Below are 18,130 nucleotides of genomic sequence, written 5' to 3'. Positions count from 1 at the left end.
GACGTGTACGCGACATACTCCCGCGCATGGAACCGGACCTGAGCCGCCGGAGCTTCCTCGGGGGCACCGCCGCCGTCTTCGCGACCGCCCTGCTGGTCACCCCCGCCCGCGCCCGCACCCGGGCGCTCGGCACCCAGGACTGGATGGCCGCGCTCCCCGGCACCACCCCGCTGCGGGCCATGACCATCCCCGGCACCCACAACTCGGGCGCGCCCGCCGGCGGGCCGTGGGTCGCCTGCCAGAACACCACCGTCGCCCAGCAGCTCGGCAGCGGCATCCGCTACCTGGACGTCCGGTGCCGGGTCACCGGCGACTCCTTCGCCATCCACCACGGGGCGTACTACCAGAACCAGATGTTCGGCGACATCCTCATCGCCTGCCGCGACTTCCTCGCCACGCACCCCTCCGAGACCGTTCTGATGCGGCTGAAGCAGGAGTACTCCGAGGAGTCCGACGCCGCCTTCCGGCGGATCTTCGACCTCTACCTCGACGCCAAGGGCTGGCGCCCCCTCTTCCGCATCGGCGACGGCCTGCCCTCCCTCGGCGAGGCGCGCGGCAAGGTCGTGCTCCTCGCGGACAACGGCGGCCTGCCCGGTGTGCGGTACGGGGACGGCGCGCTGTTCGACGTCCAGGACGACTACATGGCCGAGCCCTTCGCCAAGTACCCGAAGATCGAGGCGCACTTCCGCAAGGCCGCCGCGCAGCCGGGGAAGCTGTACGTCAACCACGTCTCCACCGCCGCGCTGCTGCCGCCCCGCTGGAACGCCGACCGCCTCAACCCGCGCGTGCACGGTTTCCTCGACGGAGCCGAGGCGAGCGGCTGGCAGGGCCTCGGCATCGTCCCCATGGACTTCCCCACCACCCGCGCGGGACTCGTCGCCTCGCTGATCCGCCACAACGCAGGGGATTTCGCGGCCGGAGGTTCCCCCGGAGCGCGGTGAAAAACGTCATGGCGGATACCGGCCCCCTGAGTTTGCGCCACGAGATCGTGGCCGGATAGCTATGGAGGCACACACCCGGCCGGGACCGAGGGGGAACCGGCCCCGGCCGGGGACCGTACGCCGTGTCAGGCCGTGCCGGGCCGTCTTAGGCAGGCCGGGCCGCGTCGGGCCGCGTCGGGCCGCGTCCGGCGCGTTGTCAGGACGTGCCCGGTGCGGGCGGCGGCGGGGTCGGCGCCCCCGGCAGCCGGATCACCGCCCGCGTACCGCCGCCCTCCGCCGCCGTGAGCGCCACCTCACCGCCCGCCCGCCGCACCGTCCGCGCCACGATCGACAGACCGAGCCCCGACCCGGGCAGGCTCCGCGCCGACGGCGACCGCCAGAACCGCTCGAACACATGCGGCAACTCCTCGGGCGTGACGCCCGGACCGTGGTCCCGCACCGTCAGCTCGCCGCCCACCAGGGCCACCTCCACCGTGCCGCCGGGCGGCGAGAACTTCACCGCGTTGTCCAGCACGTTCACAAATGCGCGCTCAAGCCCGGCCGGCTCGGCCCGCACGTACCAGGGCCGCACGTCGTCCGCCGAGACGGTCAGCTCCGGGCCCCGCAGCCGGACCCGCGCCAGCGCCGTGCCGAGCACCTCGTGCAGCGCCACCACCTCCAGTCGCCCGGGGGCGGCCGCGTCCGGCCGGGACAGCTCCTGCAAGTCGCCGATCAGCGCCGCCAGTTCCGTCATCTGGGCCTTCACCGACGCCATCAGGGCCCGCCGGTCCTCCGGCGGGATCGCCCGCCCGGTGTCCTCGCTGCGCGCCAGCAGCTCGATGTTGGTGCGCAGCGACGTGAGCGGGGTGCGCAGCTCGTGCCCCGCGTCGGCGATCAGCCGCGCCTGCCGGTCCCGCGAGGACGCCAGCGCGGCCGTCATCGCGTTGAACGACCGCGACAGGCGGGCGATCTCGTCCTCGCCGTCGACGGGGATGCGTACGGTCAGGTCCTCCGTGCGCGCCACGTGCTCCACCGCCCCGGTCAGCCGGTCCACCGGCTTCAGCCCGGTCCTGGCCACCCACAGACCGGCGACGCCCGCCCCGACGACCCCGACGCCGGCGACCAGGCCCAGCACCAGGGTGAGGGTGTTCAGCGCGTCGTCCACCTCGTTGAGCGGCCGGGCGACGGACACCGCGCCGGAGTAGCCCGGCAGGGGATAGGTCAGGACCCGGTAGTCCGAGCCGTCGGAGGCCCGCGCGTCGTGCGCCGTCTCCTCCGCGCGCCCGTTGGCGACCGCCAGGTCGTCGGCGGTCACCCGGACCGACTGCCGGCCGACGATGACGCAACTGACGCCCTTGGCGTCGACCACCTGGATGGTCTGGTCGAACAGGTCCTGGTTGGGGCGCTCGGGCGGTACCGAACCCGGCGCCCGGCAGTTGCCCGCCCGCACCTCCGCGACCACCGACGCGGGCAGCACCCGGTTCTCGCGCAGGGCGTCGTCCAGCGACCCCACCAGCGCGTCACGCACCATGAACCAGCACGTCACCGCCACCGCCGCGACCGCCACCGCGACCGCCGTGGCCGTCAGCAGGGCGAGGCGCGAGCGCAGCGGCAGCGCGCGGAAGCGGCCGGCCGGTCCGGTCACTCGGCGCTCCCCCCGCGCAGTACGTAGCCCACGCCCCGCACGGTGTGCACCAGGCGGGACTCGCCGCCCGCCTCGGTCTTGCGCCGCAGGTACATCACGTACACGTCCAGGGAGTTGGAGCTCGGCTCGAAGTCGAAGCCCCAGACGGACTTGAGGATCTGCTCCCGGGTCAGCACCTGCCGGGGGTGCGACAGGAACATCTCCAGCAGGGTGAACTCCGTACGCGTCAGCTCCACCTGCCGCCCGCCCCGCGTCACCTCGCGCGTCGCCAGGTCCATCCGCAGGTCGGCGAACGCCAGCACGTCGCCCTCGGGTTCCTGACCGCCGGACACCACCGCGTACGAGCTGCGCCGCAGCAGGGCCCTGATCCGGGCGAACAGCTCGTCCAGCTCGAACGGCTTGACCAGGTAGTCGTCCGCGCCCGCGTCCAGGCCCGTCACCCGGTCGCCGACCGTGTCGCGGGCGGTGAGCATCAGGATCGGGACGGTCGAGCCGGCGGCGCGGATGCGGCGGGCGGCGGTCAGGCCGTCCATCCGGGGCATCTGGACGTCCAGGACGACGAGGTCGGGGGCGTACGCGTCGATCCGGGCGAGCGCGTCGGCGCCGTCGACGGCGACGTCCGTCCCGTACCCCTCGAAGGCGAGACTGCGCCGGAGCGCCTCGCGGACGGCCGGCTCGTCGTCGACGATCAGGATGCGGTCGGCGTCAGTGTTCATGGGGCCAGCGTCGCACGCGTCACGTTCCCGCCCCGGACCCCGACCGGAGGTCGTCCAGGTCCGCCTTGACGGTGTTCACCGGGATCGCGAAGCCGAGGCCGACGCTGCCGGCGGTGGAGCCGGTGGCGGCGCTCGGCGCGTACATGGCGGAGTTGATCCCGATGACCCGGCCGTTCATGTCGATCAGCGCGCCGCCGGAGTTGCCGGGGTTGAGCGAGGCGTCGGTCTGGAGGGCCTTGTAGGTGGTCCTGGAGTCGCCCGTGTCCCCGTTGAACCGCTGTCCGCCGAACTCGAAAGGCCACTGGCCGCTCGGGCCGGACCGCTGCCCGCCGTCCTGCCCTCCGTCCTCCTTGGCCACCGTCACGTCCCGGTCCAGCGCGGAGACGATCCCGCTGGTGACGGTGCCGGTCAGACCCTCCGGCGACCCGATGGCGACGACCTGGTCGCCGACCCGGACCTCGGCGGAGTCGCCGAGCGTGGCGGCCTTCAGTCCGGACGCGCCCCGCAGCCGGATCAGCGCCAGGTCCTTGCCGGGGTCGGTGCCGACCACCGCGGCGGTGTGCGTCCGGCCGTCGCCGAGCCGGACTTTGATCTCCGAGGCGCCGGCGATGACGTGGTTGTTGGTGATGATCTCCCCGTCGGCGGTGATGATCACGCCCGAGCCGGTGGAGGCGCCCGCGGTGGACGTCGCGTTGATCTCCACGATGCTCGGGGACACCTCCTGGGCCACCCCGGCGACGGTGCCCCGGCTGGACCGGGACACGCCGGTGCCGGTCACCCCGCCGCCGCCGGCGGCAGACGGGGCCGGGCCGTCGTCGCCGAGCTCGGCCACGAGGGCGGAGGCGCCGCCGCCGACGAGAGCGGCGACCAGGGCCACGGCCGCGACCAGCGCCACCGGCTTGCGGGGGCGGCGGTGGGCGGTGGGTGTGTGGGGCGGGTACGCGGGAGGCGGCGGGTACGCGGCGGGGGCCTGGCGCGGCTCGCCGGAGAAGTGGTCCGTCATGGGGACGACTCTCGGAGCCGTCCATGAGAAACGTCTGAGGACGTCCTGAGAGTAGGGGCAAAGTCTCGTATGCCCGATGTAAGGGCGCCACTCGGGGGCGGGGGCTCCCGGGACACCGGGGGCTCCCGGGGCGGCGGCACCGGGGCCGCCGGGGCACCGGGCTGCCGGGACCACTGGCCGTCGACTACTCGCCGTCGCAGCCGCAGGAGCGGCGTACCACCAGCGCCGAGGGGAACTGCTTGACCCGCTCCCGGCGCGACCCGGCCACCCGCAGCCCGTCGTCCAGCACCAGGTCCACCGCCGCGCGGGCCATCGCCGGGCGGTCGGAGGAGATCGTCGTCAGCGGCGGGTCCGTGAGCGCGGCCTCCTTGACGTCGTCGAAGCCCGCCACGGCCAGGTCGCCCGGCACGTCCAGCCGCAGTTCGCGCGCCGCGCGGAGCACGCCGATCGCCTGGTCGTCAGTGGAGCAGAAGATCGCCGGCGGCCGGTCGGGGCCGGACAGGATCTTCAGTGCCACCTGGTAGGCGTCGTAGCGGTTGTACGGGGCCTGGAAGAGCCGGCCCTCCACCGAGCGGCCGGACTCCAGCATCGCGCGGCGCCAGCCCTCCTCGTGGTCGGCCACCGGGTCGCCCACGGCCGGGGTGGACTCGACGCCGCCGAGACAGGCGACGTACTCGTGGCCGTGCTCCAGGAGGTGGCGGGTGGCGAGCTGGGCGCCGCCGATGTCGTCGGTGACCACGGCGACGTCGTCGAGGGCCTCGGGCCGCTCGTGGAGCAGCACCACCCGGGCGTCCCAGGCCTCGATCTCCTGGGCGGCCCGCGCGCTCATGCCCTGGCTGACCAGGATCAGTCCGGCGACCCGCATGCCGAGGAAGGCCCGCAGATAGTGGATCTCGCGCTCGTCGCGGTAGTCGGAGTTGCCGACGAGGACCATCTTCCCGCGGTCGGCGGCGGCCCGTTCGACCGCGTGCGCCATCTCGGCGAAGAACGGCTGCCGGGCGTCGGGGACGATCATGCCTATGAGGTCCGTGCGCCGCGAGGCCATGGCTTGCGCGACGCGGTCGGGCCGGTAGCCCAGCTCCTTGATCGCCGCGAGTACGCGCTCGCGGGTGGCCGGGGCGACCGGCCGGGGTCCGTTGTTGATGACGTAGCTCACGACCGCGGTGGAAGTACCCGCCAGTCGCGCCACGTCGTCCCGCGTCACCTTGGCCACGCGCGGCAGTCTACGCGGGGTGACCTACCTCTGGGCAGGTCGTACGGCGGCTTCCCGCTCCTCATCGGTGTCCTCCGCACGGGTGACGGAGGGCGCCTTGGCCGCCTTCGCCTCTTTCGTCCGGGCCTCCTCGGCCGCGCGCTCCACCTTCTCGGGCGTCACGAAGCGGTAGCCGACGTTGCGCACGGTGCCGATCAGCGACTCGTGCTCGGGGCCCAGCTTGGCGCGCAGCCGCCGTACGTGGACGTCGACCGTCCGCGTACCGCCGAAGTAGTCGTACCCCCACACCTCCTGGAGGAGCTGCGCCCGGGTGAAGACCCGGCCCGGGTGCTGCGCCAGGTACTTCAGCAGCTCGAACTCCTTGAAGGTCAGGTCCAGGACCCGGCCCTTGAGCTTGGCGCTGTAGGTGGCCTCGTCGACCGACAGGTCGCCGTTGCGGATCTCCATGGGGGAGTCGTCGGCGGTGATCTGCTGGCGGCCGGTGGCCAGCCGCAGCCGCGCCTCGACCTCGGCCGGACCGGCGGTGTCGAGCAGCACGTCGTCGATGCCCCAGTCGGCGGTGACGGCCGCGAGACCGCCCTCGGTGACGACCAGGATCAGCGGGCAGCCCGGCCCGGTGGAGCGCAGAAGCTGGCACAGCGACCGCACCTGGGGCAGGTCGCGGCGGCCGTCGACGAGGATCACGTCCGCGCCGGGGGTGTCCACCAGGGCCGGGCCCTCGGCGGGGGCCACGCGCACGTTGTGCAGCAGCAGTCCGAGGGCGGGGAGCACCTCCGTCGACGGCTGGAGGGCGTTGGTCAGGAGCAGCAGAGAGCTCATCGGGCGTCCCCTCCCAGGGGCCGGCGGTCCCGGTCCGGTGGGCCGGACCTCGTGGTCCCGGTCGTCGTCCTGTGGTCGTCGTGCACGGTTCGCCGGCCCATAACGTCGGTTCCTCCTCGGTCCCTGCGAGGACGCCTGTGGCACTGCTTCGTACGTGGCTCCCCGCGCCCTGAGAGCCTTTGTTCACCTGCCTGTAACAACGGGCGGAAAACACAAAAGGATCCGGGGGCTGCGTCGCCCGGATCCTCTGCCCAGCACAATAGCCCACATGAGTTCCGAGGAAGAGGGCGCATTTCACATGGTGGATGTTCCCTCGCTCACGCCCGGACCCCTCCGCGCAACATTGCGGACGTCAGACGGGGTCCGGATCGAGGCGGTCCACTCGCCGTCCACGGCACCGCACACAGCCAGTGTCACCGACACGGCCATCGTTGTCGCGCACGGTTTCACGGGCTCGGTGGACCGGCCGGCGGTACGGCGGGCGGCCCAGGTGTTCGCCCGGCGCGCCGGGGTGGTGACCTTCTCCTTCCGCGGCCACGGCCGGTCGGGCGGCCGCTCCACCGTGGGTGACCGCGAGGTGCTGGACCTGGCGGCGGCGGTGGGCTGGGCGCGGAGGCTCGGGTACGCGCGCGTGGTGACGGTCGGCTTCTCGATGGGCGGGTCGGTGGTGCTGCGGCACGCGGCGCTGTACCGGGACGTGCCCGGGGCGCGTACGGACGCCGTGGCCGCCGTGAGCGCACCCGCGCGCTGGTACTACCGGGGCACGGCCCCCATGCGGCGCGTCCACTGGGTGATCACCCGGCCCGCCGGGCGGCTGGTGGGCCGCTACGGGCTGCGCACCCGCATCCACCACCGGGACTGGGACCCGGTGCCGATGTCGCCGGTGGAGGCGGTGCCGCTGATCGCGCCGGTGCCGCTGCTGGTCGTGCACGGCGACAGCGACCCGTACTTCCCGGTGGACCACCCGCGGTCGCTCGCGGCCGCCGGACCGGCCGAGCTGTGGCTGGAGGAGGGCATGGGGCACGCCGAGAACGCGGCGGACGACGACCTGCTCGCCCGCATCGCGGACTGGCTGTCGGCGCCATAGCCCATGATGGATGCCGACGAGGCCGACGAAAGGAGTGCCGCTATGGCAGCGGGGACCATCCGCTACTGGGCCGCGGCCAAGGCCGCCGCCGGGACCGCCGAGGAGCCGTACGCCGCGGAGAACCTGGCCGAGGCGCTGGACGCGGTGCGCGAGCGGCACCCCGGCGAGCTGACGCGGGTGCTCCTGCGGTGCTCGTTCCTGGTCGACGGTGACCCCGTCGGGACCCGGGACCATGAGACCGTACGGCTGGCCGAGGGCGGCACGGTCGAGGTGCTCCCGCCGTTCGCAGGAGGGTGAACCGCACAGCATGAGCAGCGATCAGCAGTACCCCTACGGGTACGGGAACGGCCACCAGGACCCGGACGTCGCGCAGACGTGGGAGGGCCAGACCTGGGACACCCAGTACCAGCCGGCCGTCCAGCCCTCGCCCTGCCCGCCGTCCCCCGCCGAGCACACGAGCCCGTACCCGGACCCGTACCAGCAGCCGGCGCAGCCGTACGCGGCCGACACCGCGTACCTGCCGGTGCAGGGGGCGGGGGAGCCGGGCGCACCGGGCTCGTACCCGCTGCCGCCCGAGGTGCCGTACGAGCAGGGACCCCCGGACACCCCGACCGCCTACCTGCGGGCGGTCGCCCCGGAGCCGGCCCCCGCCGGACCCGTGGCGGAACCGGCGCCCGCGCCCGCCGGCGCCGGGCCGGGGTACGGCGCGCCCACCACCTCCGGGCACGTCCGGCTGACCGACGCCCAGCGTGCCCGCGCCGAGGGCCGCTCGCCGATCATCGACCCGGGCATGCAGCCGGCCGTGCTGACCGCCGCCCTCGGCGGCCTCCTCGCGGCGGGCGCCGCCCTCGGGCCGTACGGACTGCTCGTCCCGCTCGTCCTGCTCCAGGCCGTCACCGCCGCCGGCTGGTTCCGGCTCAACGGCATGTGGCCGGCCCGCCAGGGCATCGCGCTCGCCTTCGCGGGCGGCCTCGTCGCGGACGTGGCGCTGCTCGCCACCGGCAAGGAGCACGCCCCGGCCGCGATCCTCGGCACGCTCGGCGTCTGGGTGCTGCTCGTGCTGGTCCTCCAGCTCCGCAGCCACGCGGGCTCCGACGAGCGCCAGTACGGCCTGATGGCGACCGTCGCCTCGTCGGCGCTCGCGGTCGTCGCGGCCGGGCACCTGGCCGCGACGTCCGACGCGGTCGTCGTCGGCGGCCTCGCGGTCGCCGTCACGGTCGTGGCGCGCGCCCTGCCGCTTCCGCAGCCCGCCTCGCTCGTGGTGGCGCTGCTCGCCGCGGCGGGTGCCGGGGTGGCCGCCGGCGGGATGACCGGCCTGGGGGCGAACGGCGCGCTGCTGGGCCTGGGCGCCGGGGTGTGCGCCCTGGTGGGGCACCGGGTGGCCGCCTACGACTACCCGTCGCGCTTCGTCCACTTGACGGCCGGGGTGGCGCTGCCGCTCGCCCTCGCCGCGCCCGCCGTCTATGTGCTGGGACGCGCGCTGGCCTGAGTGACGCGCGTGGGGGAAGTGGCCGAAGAGGAACCAATGACCGGCTCCGCACGTCGATCATGACGTGACGGGGGGCCGGTCGCGGACAGGGTGGGGGACACCGAGCAATGCGAGCACTGCGAATACTGCTGATCACCGCTGTGATCCTCGGTGGTCTGTTCACCATCGCGGACCGTCTGGCGGTGAACTACGCCGAGGGTGAGGCCGCCGACCGCATACGGGCCAACCAGGGCCTGACCGGCTCGGCCGACGTGTCGATCAAGGGCTTCCCCTTCCTGACCCAGGTCATGGGCAAGGAACTGGACCAGGTCGACGTCACCCTCACGGGCGTGGAGGCGTCGGCCGGCGGCCGCAAGGTCCGGGTCACCGAGATGAAGGCCGCGCTCCAGCGGGTGCGGCTGGAGAACAACTTCTCCCGCGCCGTCGCCGCGTCCGCCTCCGGCACCGCCCGTATCTCCTACGCCGACCTCGGCAAGGCCTCCGAGGAGGACGTCACCGTCGGCTACGGCGGCAACGGCAAGGTCAAGGTCACCGGCAGCATCGAGATCCCGGTCCTGGGCAAGGTCACGCGCAGCGTGCTGTCCTCGGTCAGCCTGGCCGGCGACGACACCATCCGGGTGCACGCCGACAAGGTGCCCGGTGAGGGCCTGCCGGGTGTGGAGGAGCGCATCCGCGAGCGCACCGACTTCGACCGCCAGGTCGGCGGGCTGCCGACCGGGCTGAAGCTCCAGAAGGTCGAGGCGACGCCCGAGGGTGTCGTGGTCACCGTCACCGGCACGAACGTCGTCCTGACGGGCTGAGTCACCGGCGGGGTCGCCGGAAGGCCCGACCGGAAGGCCGCCGTTCTTCCCGGGGCACCGCCGCCGTACCCGCTCGCGGAACCGCTGAATCCCCCGCCCTGGCCACATGGTGAGACGGACCCGTCCGATCCGCAGATGGGGGGCGGGGAACGCCGTGTCCGGGAGCGGCCCGGCCGCCCGCTCCACCGCCCCTCGTCCCGCATTCCGGACGATCGTGTCTCACCATGCGACACGCCGGTGACACGGCCACCCGTCCGTCCCTACGATCGGCGTCATGAAGCGACAGGCGGATCTCACGAAGCGGCGGGCAGTAGACCTGTGCCGCGTCGCCGCCATGCTCTGTCGCTCCGTCTGAGCGGGAGCCCGACCTCCCGCGTCCCCGGGCCCGTCGACCGCATCGAGGCCCACCCCCGTGCCGAACCCGCCCCGGACCCGTACAGCCGTACCCCCGTACGGAAGACGCGAGACGCGAAGAGCACGCCGGCACCACCCCGCCACACCCCGCCGCACACTGCCCCGGAGGAGAAACAGCATGAGCCGCAGCGACGTCCTGGTAGACGCCGACTGGGTCGAGGCCCACATCGACGACCCGAAGGTCGTCATCGTCGAGGTCGACGAGGACACCTCGGCGTACGACAAGAACCACATCAAGAACGCCGTCCGGATCGACTGGAAGCAGGACCTCCAGGACCCGGTCCGCCGCGACTTCGTCGACCAGGAGGGCTTCGAGAAGCTCCTCTCCGCGAAGGGCATCGCCAACGACGACACCGTCGTCCTCTACGGCGGCAACAACAACTGGTTCGCCTCGTACGCCTACTGGTACTTCAAGCTGTACGGCCACGAGAGCGTCAAGCTCCTCGACGGCGGCCGCAAGAAGTGGGAGCTGGACTCCCGCGACCTGGTCGACGGCTCCGAGGTCCCCAGCCGCCCGGCCACCCAGTACAAGGCCAAGGCCCAGGACACCTCCATCCGCGCCTTCCGCGACGACGTCGTGGCCGCGATCGGCAACCTGAACCTGGTCGACGTGCGCTCCCCCGACGAGTTCAGCGGCAAGCTGCTCGCCCCGGCGCACCTCCCGCAGGAGCAGTCGCAGCGCCCCGGCCACGTGCCGAGCGCCCGCAACATCCCGTGGTCGAAGAACGCCAACGACGACGGCACCTTCAAGTCGGACGAGGAGCTCAAGGCGCTGTACGCCGACGAGCAGGTCGACCTGTCGAAGGACACCATCGCCTACTGCCGCATCGGTGAGCGCTCGGCCCTGACCTGGTTCGTCCTGCACGAGCTGCTCGACCAGGGGAACGTCAAGAACTACGACGGCTCCTGGACCGAGTACGGCTCCCTCGTCGGCGTGCCGATCGAGCTCGGCGCCAACAAGTAATCCCGGACCTCCCGTCCCCTCGACCCCTCAGGAGTACCCATGTGTGGAGCACAGGCCGGTGGCCCGGACGCTTCGACGATCAAGCCCGGTGAGACCACGATCCAGGGCCAGGTGACCAAGGACGGCGAGCCCGTCGTCGGTTACGTGCGCCTGCTCGACTCGACCGGCGAGTTCACCGCCGAGGTCCCGACCTCCGCGACCGGCCAGTTCCGCTTCTACGCGGCCGAGGGCACGTGGACCGTCCGCGCCCTCGTCCCGGGCGGCACCGCCGACCGCACGGTCGTCGCCCAGCAGGGCGGCCTGGCCGAGGTCGCCATCGCCGTCTGACGGCGACGCTGTACCGGCCGAAGGGCCGCGCCTCCTGGGGGTTGGACGCTTACCGGGACCGAGGCGCGGCCCTTCGGTCGTTCCCGCCCTACGCTGGAGGTATGTACGCCCGCCGTCGGCACGTCTACTTCGGGATGATGACGGCCTGCCTGGTGCTCTTCGTGGGCGCCTGGGCCGTCGTACGGCTGTGGTCCACCCCGGCCGCCATCGCCATGTGCTTCGTCGCCATGGTCATCCCGCCGGTCGCCGCCATGGTCGCCAACCGGAGGGGGCCGGAGGACCGCTGGTGGGACGACCCCAGCGGCGACCCGAAGTCCGACGAGTGGTGGGACGAGCTGGACGGCAAGCGGAGACGCCGGTGACGGCCGGTCCCCGGACCGCGGGCCGGCGTGCCTCCGCGCGCGGACGTCAGTAGACGAGCGCCTGCGTGCCGTCGGCCAGCGCCTCGCTCACGAAGACCTGCGCCCCCGCGATCCGTACGCCTTCCAGGACGTCCTTCTCGGTGATCTCGCGCCGTGCCGCGCACTGGGTGCACAGCGTGATCCGCCCGCCCGCCAGCAGCGAGTCGATCAGGTCCGGCAGCGGCGCCGCGTGCGGCAGCTCGAACTCGGCCGCCCGCCCCGGCAGCGCGAACCACGCGGACTCACCGGTCAGCCAGAGCGAGACCTCCACCCCACTGGCCACGGCCACCGCCGCCACCGTGAAGGCCTGCGAGCAGCGCTCGGGGGCGTCGGCCCCGGCGGTCACCTTGATCACGAGCTTCTTCGCCATGGGGGCACTGTAGTGCGCCCTCCTGCGCCGAAGCTCACGCCGAACCTCACTCGGAGAGCCGGAGTCCCACCCATTACGCTGGGACCCGGCCCTTTCTTCGCCCGTACCGCTCACCGAGGAGCACCCTGTGCTTGAGGCTTTCTTCTCCGCCCTGCTGGTCCTGGTCTGCGTCGGCGTTCTCGGCTTCGCCGCGCTGACCGTGAAGAAGCTGTACCAGGGCCAGCGCTGACCCCTCCTACAGATCGACTGAGCTGCTCATGATCGAGATTCCGTCCGACCTGAACCCGGACCTCGTCCCCCTCGCGTTCCTCCTCGGCACGTGGGAGGGCGCGGGCGTCTCCGACTTCCCCGGCGCCGAGAAGTGCAACTTCGGCCAGTCCGTGACCTTCAGCCATGACGGCCGGGACTTCATCGAGTACACCTCCCGCACCTGGGTGCTGGACGCCGAGGGCAACAAGGTGAAGCCCCTGGAGTCGGAGAGTGGCTACTGGCGCATCGACAAGGAGCGCAAGGTCGAGATCGTGATGGTGCGCGACCAGGGCATCGTCGAGGTCTGGTACGGCGAGCTCGCCGACCAGAAGCCGCAGATCGACCTGGTCACCGACGCCGTCGCGCGCACCGCCGCCTCCGGCCCGTACAGCGGCGGCAAGCGGCTGTACGGCTACGTGAAGGGCGACCTGATGTGGGTCGGCGAGAAGTCGACGCCCGACGTCCCGCTGCGGCCCTACATGTCGGCCCACCTGAAGAAGGTCGTCACGCCCGAGCAGGTCGAGGCGTGGGCCAAGGACCTCGGAGATCTGCCGGACGACGGCATCGCTTTCTTCAAGTAGGCCTCCCACGGCCCTCGGGTCGCGCGGTCGGTGCTCCTACACTGGAGCGCGTGGTGAGCACCGACTGGAAAAGCGACCTGCGGCAGCGCGGCTACCGGCTGACTCCCCAGCGCCAGCTCGTCCTGGAGGCGGTGGACGTGCTGGGGCACGCCACTCCCGACGACATCCTCGGCGAGGTGCGCAAGACGGCCTCCGGCGTGAACATCTCCACCGTCTACCGGACGCTGGAGCTGCTGGAGGAGCTCGGTCTGGTCAGCCACGCCCACCTGGGGCACGGCGCCCCCACCTACCACCTCGCCGACCGGCACCACCACCTGCACCTGGTGTGCCGGGACTGCACGAACGTCATCGAGGCGGACGTCGAGGTGGCCGCCGACTTCACCGCGAAGCTCCGCCGTACCTTCGGCTTCGACACCGACATGAAGCATTTCGCGATCTTCGGCCGGTGCGAGGACTGCACCGCGAAGGCGGAGGAGGCCGCGGCGGCCCCGGAGGGGGAGGCTTCGTCCGGCGGCGAGTCGTAGGCTGATCACATGCTGCGACAATCACCGACCAGCCCTCTGTTGTCCCTGCCCGGCGCCGTCCCCGCCGAGGGGCGGGACGAAGGTGTCGCCGCGCACTACGGCGACCTGTTCCGCGAGCAGCGCGCCCTCGCCGCGGGCACCGGCCTGGTCGACCTGAGCCACCGCGGTGTCGTCACCGTCACCGGCGAGGACCGGCTGAGCTGGCTGCACCTGCTGCTCACGCAGGCCGTGAGCGACCTCCCCGCCGGGCACGCCACCGAGGCGCTGATCCTCTCGGCGAACGGCCACATCGAGCACGCCCTGTACCTCGTCGACGACGGCGAGACGGTGTGGGCGCACGTGGAGCCGGGCACGCAGGAGACGCTGATCGGCTACCTGGAGTCGATGAAGTTCTTCTACCGGGTCGAGGTCGCCGACCGCACCGGGGACATCGCCGTCGTGCACCTCCCGGCCGGTTCCATCGCCGCCGTGCCGGACGGTGTCGTCGTACGGGAGACCTCCCACGGCCGGGACCTGTTCCTGCCGCGCACCGGCCTGGAGGCGTACGCCCGGGACAACGGGCCGCTCGCCGGGATCCTGGCGTACGAGGCGCTGCGGGTGGAGGAGCACCGGCCCCGGCTCGGCTTCGAGACCGACCACCGCACCATCCCGCACGAGATCGGCCTCATCGGCAGCGCCGTCCACCTCCAGAAGGGCTGCTACCGGGGTCAGGAGACCGTGGCGCGCGTCCACAACCTGGGGAAGCCGCCGCGCCGGCTGGTGTTCCTGCACCTGGACGGCAGCGAGGTGCACCTGCCGCCGCATGGCACGCCGATCCGGCTGAAGGCCGACGGCGAGGAGGGGCGGCAGCTCGGCTTCGTCACCACCTCCGTACGCCACCACGAACTGGGCCCGATCGCGCTCGCGCTGGTGAAGCGCAACGTGCCGGTCGACGCGGAGCTGCTGGCGGGCGGCACGGCCGCCGCCCAGGAGGTCGTGGTCGAGGCCTGACCCGTCCCGGACCGGGCGGGCAGGGCCCCGCCGGGCGCGGGCTCAGACGTCGATGACGAGGGTGAACGGGCCGTGGTTGGTGAGCGAGACCCGCATGTCCGCCCCGAACCGGCCCGTCGCCACCGTCGCGCCCAGCTCACGCAGCCGCGCCACGACCTCGTCGATCAGCGGCTCGGCGACCTCACCGGGCGCGGCGGCGTTCCAGGTGGGGCGGCGGCCCTTGCGGGCGTCCCCGTAGAGGGTGAACTGCGAGATCACCAGCAGGGGCGCGTTCACGTCCGAGCAGGACTTCTCGCCCTCCAGGATCCGTACCGACCACAGCTTCCGGGCGAGCTGTGCCGCCTTCTCGGGGGTGTCCTCGTGGGTGACCCCCACGAGCACGCACAGGCCCTCGCCGACGATGTTCCCGACCGTTTCCCCGGCGACGACGACCTCGGCCCCGTCGACCCTCTGTACCACTGCACGCATACGGACCAACCTATCCGCGTCCGAACGGGTGCAGGCGCCTGCACCGGCACCGGCACAAATGGCACCATGCCTCTCAGGCGGTGCTGTCCCTCGGCCCTTCGGGCCCGGGGAGACCCCATGCACCGGTCGAGGGGACGGATTCCTATGAGCACACCTGGCGCCGGGCAGACGCCACATCCCGTACCGATGACATGCGCCGGTGGCAGAGGGGCACTGCGGCCTCCGGCACAGCGGAACGGTGACGCCGTCCTGCCCGAGGCGCGGCAGCACGACCTGAGGGCCATGCGGCTGCCGGAGCTGCGCGCGCTGCGCCGGGACTCCCACGGCGACGAGGCGGACCTGAGCTACGTACGGAGGCTGCTCCAGGGCCGGATCGACATCCTGCGCGCCGAGCTGGCGCGGCGCGGCGGAACGGCGGTCCCGGTGGTGGACCGGCTCTCGGAGATCCTCGCGGACACGCCGTCGCGGCACCGGTCGTCGGCCCGGCACGTGACGCTCACCACCCCGCGCGGCGAGGAGTACCGGCGGCTGGCCGCCGAGATGCTGTCCGAGGTCGAGCTGTCGGACCTGACCGCCCGAACGGACGAAGAGCTGCACGCCGCCATGGGGCGGCTGGCCGGCTACGAACAGCAGGTCTCGCGGCGCCGGCAGCAGCTCCAGCGGACGGCCGACGATTGCAGCGCCGAGATCGCCCGCAGGTACCGTGAAGGCGAAGCACAAGTAGACGACCTGCTCCGCTGAGTACGCGGCGGCGGGTCACCGTCCCGGAAGGCCGGCCGTCATGACCTCCTCCGCCACCGCCGTCATACCCCCGGTCCTCGCCGAGGTCGTCCGTTCGGGCTTCGTCGAGGGCCACCACCGCGGGTCGCTGGTCCTGCTGGCGGCCGACGGCACCGTCGAGACGTCGGCCGGCGACCCGACGGCGCCGGTCTTCCCGCGCTCCTCCAACAAGCCCATGCAGGCCGCGGCGCTGCTGCGGGCCGGTCTCGACCTGTCCGGGGAGCGGCTGGCGCTGGCCGCCGCGAGCCACTCGGGCGAGCCGTTCCACCTGGACCTGGCCCGCAAGCTGCTCGCCGAGCACGGGTTCACCGAGGCCGACCTCCAGACGCCGCCCGACCTCCCGCTGGACCCGGTGGAGGCCGAGGCGTACCTGGCCGCCGGCAACGTCCGGGAGCGGATCACCATGAACTGCTCGGGCAAGCACGCGGCGATGCTGGCCGCCTGCGCGCTGAACGGCTGGGACCCGGCCTCCTACCTGGACCCGGGGCACCCGCTCCAGCGGCTGGTGCTCGACGAGGTCCGGGCGGCGTCCGGCGAGACGGTGACGGCGGTCGGCACGGACGGGTGCGGTGCGCCGCTGATGGCGATCAGCCTGGTGGGCCTCGCCCGCGCCTTCCGCTCCTACGTGCTGGCCGAGCCGGGGACGCCGCAGCGGCGGGTCGCCGACGCGATGCGCGCGCACCCGGAGTACGTGGCGGGGACCCGGCGCCCGGACACCTGGCTGATGCGTGAGCTGCCGGGGGCGCTGTCCAAGATGGGCGCCGAGGCGGTCCAGGCGGTCGCCCTGCCGGACGGCCGGGCGCTCGCCTTCAAGATCGACGACGGTTCCGGGCGGGCGCTGGGCCCGGTCCTCGCGCGGGCGCTGCGGATGCTGGACGTCGACGCACCCGTGGTCGGCCGTATCGCCGACACCCCGCTGCTGGGCGGCGGGCAGCGGGTGGGCGAGATCCGCGCGGCGTTCTGACGTCGGGGCCGCCCGGGCCGTGGGCGGGGCCCTTGTGGACGGCCGCCCGGCCGTGGGCGGGGGCCTTCGTGGAGGGGCCGCCCGGGCCGTGGGCGGGGCCCGGCGGAAAACCGGGTGCGGCCGCCGCGGGGCGCGGCCTAGCGTGGCGCGCATGAGCGTCGACGTCCGCACGGTGACCGAGCCCGAGTTCCCCGACTGGCTGCGCGCCCGGCGCACCGGCTTCATGCAGCCGCCGGTGGTGCCGGACGAGGAGGTCGCCCAGCGCCTCCCGTACGTCGACCTCGCCCGTACGCAGGGCGCGTTCGACGACGGGCGCTGCGTGGGAACCTTCCGCTCGTTCGCGCAGGAGCTCACCGTGCCCGGCGGCGCCCGGGTCCCGGCGAGCGCGGTGACCAACGTGACCGTTTCGCCGACGCACCGGCGGCGCGGGCTGCTGAGCCGCATGATGGCGACGGACCTCGCGGCGGCCAGGGAGCGCGGTGACGCGGTCTCGACGCTGATAGCCGCCGAGTACCCGATCTACGGGCGGTACGGGTACGGCCCGGCCGCCTGGACCACCGAATGGACCGTCGACGTGCGGCGCGCCGGTCTCGACCCGCGCTGGTCCGGCCCGGAGGACGGCGGCCGCGTCGACCTGGTCACGGCGGAGGACATCCGCAAGACCGGCCCCGGGCTCCACGACCGGGTCCGGGCCGTCCGGCACGGCATGGTCAGCCGGAACCAGCGCGGCTGGGACGTCGCCACGGGCGCGGTGCGCCTGGTGGACCACTCCTGGACCGAGCCGTTCCACGCCCTGTACCGCGGGGCGTCCGGCGAGGTGGAGGGGTACGTCAGCTACACCACCGACGACACCTGGGAGGCCAAGCGGCCGCAGTGCGGCGCGACCGTCCGCGACCTGATGGCCGTGACGCCGGCCGCCGAGCGCGCGCTGTGGCACTTCGTCTGCTCGATCGACTGGATGACCACGCTCACCACCGGGTACCGCGCCCCCGACGACCTGCTGCCGCTGCTGCTGCCCGACCCCCGGGCGGCGCGCGTCACGACGCACGCCGACCTGCTGTGGGTGCGGATCCTCGACGTCGTGCGCTGCCTGGAGGCGCGGACGTACACGGGCTCCGGCTCCCTCGTCCTGGAGCTGCGCGACCCGGCCGGCCTGTCCGGCGGCCGCTTCCGGCTGGACGCCTCGCCGGAGGGCGCGTCCTGCGCGCCGACCACCGCGCGGGCGGACCTCACCATGGACGTGCGGGAGCTGGCGACGCTGTACCTGGGCGACGAGTCCGCGGTACGGCTCGCGGCCCTCGGCCGGGTGGAGGAGACCGTGCCCGGCGCGGCCGCCGCGGCCGACGCGCTGCTGCGCACCCCGCGCCGGCCGTGGTGCCCGGACATCTTCTAGAGCGGTCCCCCGT

At 73.3% G+C, this 18,130-nt stretch carries 22 protein-coding genes; 15 read left to right on the top strand and 7 right to left on the bottom strand.

The features are described from left to right. The first annotated feature begins 26 nt into the window (after nt 1-26). Nucleotides 27-941, top strand: a complete 915-nt coding sequence (locus ACZ7LK_RS22120) for a phosphatidylinositol-specific phospholipase C (protein ID WP_471142796.1) — start codon at nt 27-29, stop codon at nt 939-941. A 196-nt stretch (nt 942-1,137) separates the two neighbouring features. Here ACZ7LK_RS22120 and ACZ7LK_RS22115 read toward each other — a convergent pair whose 3' ends face one another. The 5 genes from ACZ7LK_RS22115 to ACZ7LK_RS22095 form a co-directional block, all read right to left on the bottom strand. Next, nucleotides 1,138-2,565, bottom strand: coding sequence for a HAMP domain-containing sensor histidine kinase (locus ACZ7LK_RS22115; protein WP_392274913.1), 1,428 nt, complete (start codon nt 2,563-2,565; stop codon nt 1,138-1,140). Continuing rightward, entirely contained in the window at nt 2,562-3,281 is a 720-nt protein-coding gene (locus ACZ7LK_RS22110; protein ID WP_471142793.1) for a response regulator transcription factor, read from the bottom strand. The genes ACZ7LK_RS22115 and ACZ7LK_RS22110 overlap by 4 nt, the downstream gene beginning before the upstream one ends. 19 nt (nt 3,282-3,300) lie before the next feature. Further along, entirely contained in the window at nt 3,301-4,284 is a 984-nt protein-coding gene (locus tag ACZ7LK_RS22105) for a S1C family serine protease (RefSeq protein ID WP_392274915.1), read from the bottom strand. 184 nt (nt 4,285-4,468) lie between these two features. Continuing rightward, nucleotides 4,469-5,497 carry a LacI family DNA-binding transcriptional regulator gene (locus ACZ7LK_RS22100; protein ID WP_392274916.1) on the bottom strand — a complete coding sequence of 343 codons (1,029 nt, stop codon included), beginning with the start codon at nt 5,495-5,497 and terminating at the stop codon, nt 4,469-4,471. A gap of 24 nt (nt 5,498-5,521) precedes the next feature. Beyond that, on the bottom strand, nt 5,522-6,316 hold the full coding sequence (locus ACZ7LK_RS22095; protein WP_392274917.1) for a winged helix-turn-helix transcriptional regulator: 795 nt from the start codon (nt 6,314-6,316) through the stop codon (nt 5,522-5,524). Between the two features lie 268 nt (nt 6,317-6,584). Here ACZ7LK_RS22095 and ACZ7LK_RS22090 point away from each other — a divergent pair, with 268 nt between their 5' ends. From ACZ7LK_RS22090 to ACZ7LK_RS22055, 8 genes are all read left to right on the top strand, one after another. Continuing rightward, complete coding sequence (locus ACZ7LK_RS22090) at nt 6,585-7,403, top strand: alpha/beta hydrolase (protein ID WP_392274918.1); 819 nt, start codon at nt 6,585-6,587, stop codon at nt 7,401-7,403. 42 nt (nt 7,404-7,445) lie between these two features. Next, complete coding sequence (locus ACZ7LK_RS22085; protein WP_392274919.1) at nt 7,446-7,700, top strand: MoaD/ThiS family protein; 255 nt, start codon at nt 7,446-7,448, stop codon at nt 7,698-7,700. A 10-nt stretch (nt 7,701-7,710) separates the two neighbouring features. Next, a complete protein-coding gene (locus tag ACZ7LK_RS22080) occupies nt 7,711-8,892 on the top strand; it encodes a hypothetical protein (RefSeq protein WP_469461021.1) in 1,182 nt (393 codons plus the stop codon). A 107-nt stretch (nt 8,893-8,999) separates the two neighbouring features. Next, nucleotides 9,000-9,692 (top strand): LmeA family phospholipid-binding protein, encoded by a 693-nt coding sequence (locus ACZ7LK_RS22075; RefSeq protein WP_471142786.1) that lies wholly within the window; start codon nt 9,000-9,002, stop codon nt 9,690-9,692. A gap of 274 nt (nt 9,693-9,966) precedes the next feature. Next, complete coding sequence (locus ACZ7LK_RS22070) at nt 9,967-10,047, top strand: putative leader peptide (RefSeq protein WP_350497993.1); 81 nt, start codon at nt 9,967-9,969, stop codon at nt 10,045-10,047. 177 nt (nt 10,048-10,224) lie between these two features. After that, a complete protein-coding gene (locus ACZ7LK_RS22065; RefSeq protein WP_392274922.1) occupies nt 10,225-11,070 on the top strand; it encodes a sulfurtransferase in 846 nt (281 codons plus the stop codon). 39 nt (nt 11,071-11,109) lie between these two features. Then, nucleotides 11,110-11,397, top strand: coding sequence for a DUF1416 domain-containing protein (locus ACZ7LK_RS22060; protein WP_064067594.1), 288 nt, complete (start codon nt 11,110-11,112; stop codon nt 11,395-11,397). 101 nt (nt 11,398-11,498) lie between these two features. Continuing rightward, a complete protein-coding gene (locus tag ACZ7LK_RS22055) occupies nt 11,499-11,759 on the top strand; it encodes a DUF3099 domain-containing protein (protein WP_392274923.1) in 261 nt (86 codons plus the stop codon). A 46-nt stretch (nt 11,760-11,805) separates the two neighbouring features. Here the strand turns inward: ACZ7LK_RS22055 and ACZ7LK_RS22050 are convergent, their stop codons facing one another. Beyond that, complete coding sequence (locus ACZ7LK_RS22050; RefSeq protein ID WP_392274924.1) at nt 11,806-12,168, bottom strand: DsrE family protein; 363 nt, start codon at nt 12,166-12,168, stop codon at nt 11,806-11,808. Nucleotides 12,169-12,425: 257 nt separating this feature from the next. Between ACZ7LK_RS22050 and ACZ7LK_RS22045 the strand changes: the two genes are divergently transcribed. From ACZ7LK_RS22045 to ygfZ, 3 genes are read left to right on the top strand one after another with little or no spacing between them, the layout of a single operon-like run. Beyond that, nucleotides 12,426-12,998: a heme-binding beta-barrel domain-containing protein gene (locus ACZ7LK_RS22045; protein ID WP_392274925.1), complete on the top strand. Its 573-nt coding sequence runs from the start codon at nt 12,426-12,428 to the stop codon at nt 12,996-12,998. A gap of 50 nt (nt 12,999-13,048) precedes the next feature. After that, on the top strand, nt 13,049-13,522 hold the full coding sequence (locus tag ACZ7LK_RS22040; RefSeq protein WP_392274926.1) for a Fur family transcriptional regulator: 474 nt from the start codon (nt 13,049-13,051) through the stop codon (nt 13,520-13,522). Between the two features lie 9 nt (nt 13,523-13,531). Then, complete coding sequence (ygfZ, locus tag ACZ7LK_RS22035; protein WP_471142779.1) at nt 13,532-14,512, top strand: CAF17-like 4Fe-4S cluster assembly/insertion protein YgfZ; 981 nt, start codon at nt 13,532-13,534, stop codon at nt 14,510-14,512. 42 nt (nt 14,513-14,554) lie between these two features. Here ygfZ and dtd read toward each other — a convergent pair whose 3' ends face one another. Then, on the bottom strand, nt 14,555-14,980 hold the full coding sequence (gene dtd / locus ACZ7LK_RS22030) for a D-aminoacyl-tRNA deacylase (RefSeq protein WP_471142776.1): 426 nt from the start codon (nt 14,978-14,980) through the stop codon (nt 14,555-14,557). 144 nt (nt 14,981-15,124) lie between these two features. On the opposite strand from dtd, the gene ACZ7LK_RS22025 reads away from it, so the two are divergent. The 3 genes from ACZ7LK_RS22025 to ACZ7LK_RS22015 all read left to right on the top strand — a co-directional run bounded on the left by ACZ7LK_RS22025 (nt 15,125) and on the right by ACZ7LK_RS22015 (nt 18,117). After that, entirely contained in the window at nt 15,125-15,721 is a 597-nt protein-coding gene (locus ACZ7LK_RS22025) for an RsiG family protein (protein WP_392274929.1), read from the top strand. A 40-nt stretch (nt 15,722-15,761) separates the two neighbouring features. Continuing rightward, nucleotides 15,762-16,724: an asparaginase gene (locus tag ACZ7LK_RS22020; RefSeq protein ID WP_392274930.1), complete on the top strand. Its 963-nt coding sequence runs from the start codon at nt 15,762-15,764 to the stop codon at nt 16,722-16,724. A gap of 151 nt (nt 16,725-16,875) precedes the next feature. Beyond that, complete coding sequence (locus tag ACZ7LK_RS22015) at nt 16,876-18,117, top strand: GNAT family N-acetyltransferase (protein WP_392274931.1); 1,242 nt, start codon at nt 16,876-16,878, stop codon at nt 18,115-18,117. Nucleotides 18,118-18,130 lie beyond the last annotated feature (13 nt).

This window comes from Streptomyces sp. NPDC039423, from assembly GCF_055598725.1.
The sequence above is the reverse complement of the archived record's forward strand: the minus strand, read 5'-3'. Positions and strand labels throughout refer to the sequence as shown.

Excerpts from the sequence above, each read along its gene's own strand:
- ACZ7LK_RS22070 (WP_350497993.1), top strand. The coding sequence starts at position 9,967 with ATGAAGCGACAGGCGGATCTCACGAAGCGGCGGGCAGTAGACCTGTGC.
- ACZ7LK_RS22025 (WP_392274929.1), top strand. The coding sequence starts at position 15,125 with ATGAGCACACCTGGCGCCGGGCAGACGCCACATCCCGTACCGATGACA.
- ACZ7LK_RS22090 (WP_392274918.1), top strand. The coding sequence starts at position 6,585 with ATGAGTTCCGAGGAAGAGGGCGCATTTCACATGGTGGATGTTCCCTCG.
- ACZ7LK_RS22020 (WP_392274930.1), top strand. The coding sequence starts at position 15,762 with ATGACCTCCTCCGCCACCGCCGTCATACCCCCGGTCCTCGCCGAGGTC.
- ACZ7LK_RS22015 (WP_392274931.1), top strand. The coding sequence starts at position 16,876 with ATGAGCGTCGACGTCCGCACGGTGACCGAGCCCGAGTTCCCCGACTGG.
- ACZ7LK_RS22060 (WP_064067594.1), top strand. The coding sequence starts at position 11,110 with ATGTGTGGAGCACAGGCCGGTGGCCCGGACGCTTCGACGATCAAGCCC.
- ACZ7LK_RS22085 (WP_392274919.1), top strand. The coding sequence starts at position 7,446 with ATGGCAGCGGGGACCATCCGCTACTGGGCCGCGGCCAAGGCCGCCGCC.
- ACZ7LK_RS22080 (WP_469461021.1), top strand. The coding sequence starts at position 7,711 with ATGAGCAGCGATCAGCAGTACCCCTACGGGTACGGGAACGGCCACCAG.
- ygfZ (WP_471142779.1), top strand. The coding sequence starts at position 13,532 with ATGCTGCGACAATCACCGACCAGCCCTCTGTTGTCCCTGCCCGGCGCC.
- ACZ7LK_RS22065 (WP_392274922.1), top strand. The coding sequence starts at position 10,225 with ATGAGCCGCAGCGACGTCCTGGTAGACGCCGACTGGGTCGAGGCCCAC.
- ACZ7LK_RS22050 (WP_392274924.1), bottom strand. The coding sequence starts at position 12,168 with ATGGCGAAGAAGCTCGTGATCAAGGTGACCGCCGGGGCCGACGCCCCC.
- ACZ7LK_RS22120 (WP_471142796.1), top strand. The coding sequence starts at position 27 with ATGGAACCGGACCTGAGCCGCCGGAGCTTCCTCGGGGGCACCGCCGCC.
- ACZ7LK_RS22045 (WP_392274925.1), top strand. The coding sequence starts at position 12,426 with ATGATCGAGATTCCGTCCGACCTGAACCCGGACCTCGTCCCCCTCGCG.
- ACZ7LK_RS22075 (WP_471142786.1), top strand. The coding sequence starts at position 9,000 with ATGCGAGCACTGCGAATACTGCTGATCACCGCTGTGATCCTCGGTGGT.
- ACZ7LK_RS22095 (WP_392274917.1), bottom strand. The coding sequence starts at position 6,316 with ATGAGCTCTCTGCTGCTCCTGACCAACGCCCTCCAGCCGTCGACGGAG.
- ACZ7LK_RS22105 (WP_392274915.1), bottom strand. The coding sequence starts at position 4,284 with ATGACGGACCACTTCTCCGGCGAGCCGCGCCAGGCCCCCGCCGCGTAC.
- ACZ7LK_RS22055 (WP_392274923.1), top strand. The coding sequence starts at position 11,499 with ATGTACGCCCGCCGTCGGCACGTCTACTTCGGGATGATGACGGCCTGC.
- dtd (WP_471142776.1), bottom strand. The coding sequence starts at position 14,980 with ATGCGTGCAGTGGTACAGAGGGTCGACGGGGCCGAGGTCGTCGTCGCC.
- ACZ7LK_RS22110 (WP_471142793.1), bottom strand. The coding sequence starts at position 3,281 with ATGAACACTGACGCCGACCGCATCCTGATCGTCGACGACGAGCCGGCC.